Genomic DNA, 4,502 nt, shown 5'->3' with positions numbered 1-4,502 from the left:
CCCGCGCGCCGCCGGACGGCCGTCCGGTCGACGGGCCGCGTCGGCCCTCGTCGGAGAAGCGCTCACCCCGGGGCTCGGACGGCCCGGTCACGCGAGCACCTCCCCGGCGGCGACCCGGGCACCGCGCGCCCAGTCGCTCGCCGACATCGCCTTCTTGCCGGCCGCCCGGACCTCGCCGAGCCGCACCGGGACGGTGGCCGTACCGGCCAGCACGCGGGCCTTCTCGGCCAGCAGCTCACCGGGCTTCAGCTCGGGGCCGTCCGCCACCGGGACCACCGGGCCGAGCTTGACCCGCTCGCCCCGGAAGGTCGTCCACGCGCCGGGGGTCGGGGTGCAGGCGCGGATCCGCCGGTCGACGGCGAAGGCCGGGTCGCTCCAGCGCACCCGCGCGTCCTCGACGGTCAGCTTCGGGGCCAGGGACACCCCGTCGGCCGGCTGCGGCTCGGCCCGCGCGGTGCCGGCCTCGATCGCGTCGAGGACCGCCACCAGCAGGCCGGCGCCGGAGTGGGCGAGTCGCTCCAGCAGGTCGCCGGAGGTGTCGGTCGGCCGGATCTCGTCGGTGAGCGTGCCGTACACCGGGCCGGTGTCCAGCCCCTGCTCGAGCTGGAAGACGCTGGCCCCGGTCAGCTCGTCGCCGTGCAGCACGGCGTGCTGCACCGGCGCCGCGCCCCGCCAGGCGGGCAGCAGCGAGAAGTGCAGGTTGATCCAGCCGTACCGGGGGACCTCCAGGGCGACCGGCGGCACCAACGCGCCGTACGCGACCACCGGCACGCAGTCCGGGGCCAGCTCGCGGAGCCGGTCCAGGAACTCGGGCTCGCGGGGGCGGGCCGGGGTGAGCACCTCGACGCCGTGCGCGTCGGCCCAGGCGCCGACGGGCGAGCGGACCAGGCCCCGGCCGCGACCGGCCGCGCGTCGGGACGGGTGACCACGGCCAGCAGCTCGTGGCCGGACGCGGCGATGGCGTCCAGGGCGGGAACGGCGACGGCCGGGGTGCCGGCGAAGATCAGGCGCACCGGCGGCTCACCGACCCAGACCGAACGGATTGCTCAGGTGCGGGCTGAGCTTGACCACCGGCGGGGCGGCCTGGTCGTACCACTCGGCCTGGCGGATCGCCTTCATGGCCTCCTTGCGCCCTTCGGGATCCAGCCGGTCGACGAAGAGCACCCCGTCCAGGTGGTCGGTCTCGTGCTGCACGCAGCGGGCCATCAGGCCGCTGCCCACGATCTGCACCGGGTCACCGAAGGCGCTGAACCCCTTGGCGATCACGTTCTGCCGGCGCTTGGTGTCGAAGTAGAGGCCGGGGATGGACAGGCAGCCCTCCGGGCCGTCCTGCTTCTCCTCGTCGGGGAACTCCAGCACCGGGTTGACCAGGTGGCCGAGCACGTCGTCGACGTCGAAGGTGAACACCCGCAGGCCCACGCCGAGCTGGGGCGCGGCCAGTCCGGCGCCGCTCTGCTCGCGCATCGTGTCGGTCAGGTCGGCGACGAGCTTGCGCAGCTCTGCGTCGAAGTCGACCACCGGATCGGCCGGCGTGCGCAGCACCGGATCCCCGAACAGACGGATGGGCTGAACGGTCACGCGGGGTGGCTCCTTCGACGGCGGGACGAACTCTGCCGTACCAGTCTACGGAGTGGCCGGAGCCGCCCCGGCCGGCGTACCGCGATCGGTGAGCGGGGACTCCTCACCCACGGTCACCGGCAGGGTGGCGTACCCGCGCAGGGTCAGCCGGACCCGCCGCTCCGGCTCGCCGGCCAGGGCCAGCCCGGGCAGCCGGCGCAGCAGCAGCGGGAAGGCGACCTGCGCCTCCAACCGGGCCAGCCCGGCGCCGAGACAGTAGTGCGGGCCGGCGCCGAAGGAGAGCGGGTGGATCTGCGGCCGCCACGGGTCGAACCGCGCCGGCTCCGGGTACCGCCGGGGGTCCCGGTTCGCGGCGCCCAGCAGCACGAGCAGCCAGCTGCCCGCGGGCAGGTGCAGCCCGCCGTGGTCGGCCGGGGCGGTGCTCATCCGCGAGGTGAGCTGGACCGGGGAGTCGTAGCGCAGCAGTTCGTCGACGTAGTCGGCGGCGAACTCGGGGTGCCCGCGCAGCGCGTCGGCCGCGCGGGCGTGCTCCAGCAGCACCACGAGACCGTTGCCGAGCAGGTTGGTGGTCGTCTCGAAGCCGGCCACCAGCAGCACCACCAGGTTGGCCAGCAGCTCGTCGCCGGAGAGCCGCCCGCCGTCGGCGTCGTGCACCTGCACCAGCGCCGTGGTCAGGTCGTCGGCCGGCGCGCGGCGGCGGGCCCGCACCAGCTCGGCGAAGTAGTCGCGCAGCTCGGTGGCGCCCCGGTCGGCGACGGCCAGCTCCTCGGGGGTGATCTCCGGCTCCAGCACCCCGGTCAGGTCCGCCGCCCAGCGCCGGAACAGCGGCCGGTCCGCCGCCGGCACGCCGAGCAGGGCGCAGATCACCCCGACCGGCAGCGGGTACGCGAAGTCGGCCAGGAAGTCGACCGGCCGCCCGTCCCGGCCCCGCTCCAGCATGGCGTCGACCAGCTCGTCGGCCTGGGCGACCACCACGTCCCGCATCGCGGCGATCCGGCGCGGGGTGAAGGCGCCCGCGGCGAGCCGCCGCATCCGGCTGTGGTCCGGGGGGTTGGTACGCAGCATCGAGCGGGAGATCGAGGCCACGGCCGGGCTCTCCCGCCAGCCGGGCAGGAACTGGTCGCGCAGCTCGTCGTCCAGCACCCCGAACCGCGGGTCGCGGAGGATCTCGTCGGCCTCGGCGTAGCCGGTGACCGCGTAGAAGACCGGCCCGGCCTGGACGACCGGACCGTGCGCCCGCAACCGCTCGTAGGTGGGGTACGGGTTCACCCGCCCCTCGGGGGACATCAGCAGCGCGAGGGCGTCGACAGGATCCACGGTCAGCCTCCCGGGAGATCGGCGACCTACATCATGCGCCCGTTCGCCCGATCCGGCGATCCCCCGCCGCCCGCGCCGGTCCCGGCGCCGGTCGGTGACCGCCGCCCGGGTCGGCTCAGGCGCCGCTGCCGGGCTCCCCGGCCAGCACCGCGTCGCCACCGAGCAGGGCGTGCTCGGGCAGCGGCAGCGCGATGCCGTGGGCCGCCTCCCAGTCGTGGATCATGCTCGGGCGGACCTGGGCGGTGAAGTAGTCGACCGCGCTCATCCCGCCGACCACCGGCTCCTCCACCTCGGCCACCAGCCGGGCCGGGACGAGGGGGAAGCCGCTCTGGATGGCGGCGCTGAGCCGGCGGTGCCCGTCGACGACGAAGAAGTACTCACCGGTGTAGCCGATCCGCAGCGGTTCCAGGGCCTCGTCACCGGCGCCGGCCACCTCGCCGACGAACTCGGAGTCCCAGAGCCCGCGCAGGGTGGTGATGTCCTCGGTCGGGTAGACCCGGGCCGGGTCGAGCAGCAGCAGCGGCTGGCCGTCGGCCAGCACGTCGGCGCCGAGGCGGCCCTCGTAGACGTCGATGATGTGCGCGATCACCTGCTCCGGGTCGGCCCGGGTGGTGTCGCAGATCAGGTCGTAGTTGCGCAGCCGGGCCTTGTCGACGCCGTACCGGACTATGAAGCGGTTGCGCTCGCTCTCGCTGCGCTCCCGGAGCTTGGCCCTCGCCTCCTCCAGGGAGCTGTAGCTCTCGGCCGGGCCGGACGGGCGGGCCAGCACCCGGCGGGCCGCCTCGGTCGGCTCGGTGATCATGTGCACCTTGAGCGCGTCGGTGAAGAAGTGCCAGGCCAGCCGGGAGTCCATCACCAGCGACTCGCCGGAGGCGGCGATGTTCCGCTGGAGCTGGTCGACGTAGCCGTCGACCGCCTGGTCCAGCTCGGCGTGCAGGTTGAGCTGGAGCGCGGTCATCTGCCGCTCCTGCGCCATCTGCCGGTAGAGGTCGCCGACGCTGACCCGGCGCAGCCCCAGCCGCTTGGCGATCTCGACGGAGACGGTGCTCTTGCCGCTACCGAGGTCACCGTTGAAGACGATCGATTGACGAACGGTCACGACTGGTCCACCCCTGCTCACCGGCTGCTTGACAGCATCGATCTGGCGTCGGATCGACGCCCTCCCGCCTTCGTTGGGCCATTCTCCGACAGCTCCAGCTCGGCGCGCCTGACGCCGCGCCGCGCCCTCGAGCCGTCGTACGCCCGGGCATGACGGGCGATGCTATCACGCAGCCGCCAGCGCTTTACCGCACGCGGTGTGCGACGGGCGCCCCGCCACACCCCCCGCCACCTGCGGCGGGCGGGGTCAGAAGAGGCTCAGCGGGTCGACCTGGAGGCGGACCGGGTCGGCGGCCTTGCGGGCGGCGCGCTGCCCGGCGGCCGTGTGCAGCGCCTCCGCCAGCGCGGCCGCCCGGGCCCGGGGCACCCGCACCAGCATCCGCTCGCGGCCCTCGTCGGCGGGCACCGGACCGAGCACCTCCGCGCCGTCGGCAGCCGGGCCCCGGCCAGCCAGGTCGGCCACGGCGTCGGCCGGGCCGGTGACGCTGGCCATCTTCACCGCCGGCGGA

Annotated in this window: 3 protein-coding genes and 2 pseudogenes; all 5 read right to left on the bottom strand. The window is 74.9% G+C overall.

All coding sequences use genetic code 11. From position 1 onward, the window contains the following. Positions 1-87 precede the first annotated feature (87 nt). Positions 88-1,013, bottom strand: a pseudogene (fmt, locus tag JNW87_RS35210) (methionyl-tRNA formyltransferase). A gap of 7 nt (positions 1,014-1,020) precedes the next feature. Beyond that, positions 1,021-1,578 carry a peptide deformylase gene (def, locus tag JNW87_RS35205; RefSeq protein ID WP_238455179.1) on the bottom strand — a complete coding sequence of 186 codons (558 nt, stop codon included), beginning with the start codon at positions 1,576-1,578 and terminating at the stop codon, positions 1,021-1,023. A 45-nt stretch (positions 1,579-1,623) separates the two neighbouring features. Next, on the bottom strand, positions 1,624-2,865 hold the full coding sequence (locus JNW87_RS35200) for a cytochrome P450 (RefSeq protein ID WP_255544738.1): 1,242 nt from the start codon (positions 2,863-2,865) through the stop codon (positions 1,624-1,626). Positions 2,866-3,010: 145 nt separating this feature from the next. Continuing rightward, a complete protein-coding gene (locus JNW87_RS35195) occupies positions 3,011-3,994 on the bottom strand; it encodes an AAA family ATPase (protein ID WP_238455177.1) in 984 nt (327 codons plus the stop codon). A gap of 246 nt (positions 3,995-4,240) precedes the next feature. After that, positions 4,241-4,502 (bottom strand): annotated as a pseudogene (locus JNW87_RS35190) (primosome assembly protein PriA); the annotation flags it as partial.

This window comes from Micromonospora sp. ATA51, assembly GCF_016802855.1.
Lineage (GTDB): Bacteria > Actinomycetota > Actinomycetes > Mycobacteriales > Micromonosporaceae > Micromonospora > Micromonospora sicca.
The sequence above is the reverse complement of the archived record's forward strand: the minus strand, read 5'-3'. Positions and strand labels throughout refer to the sequence as shown.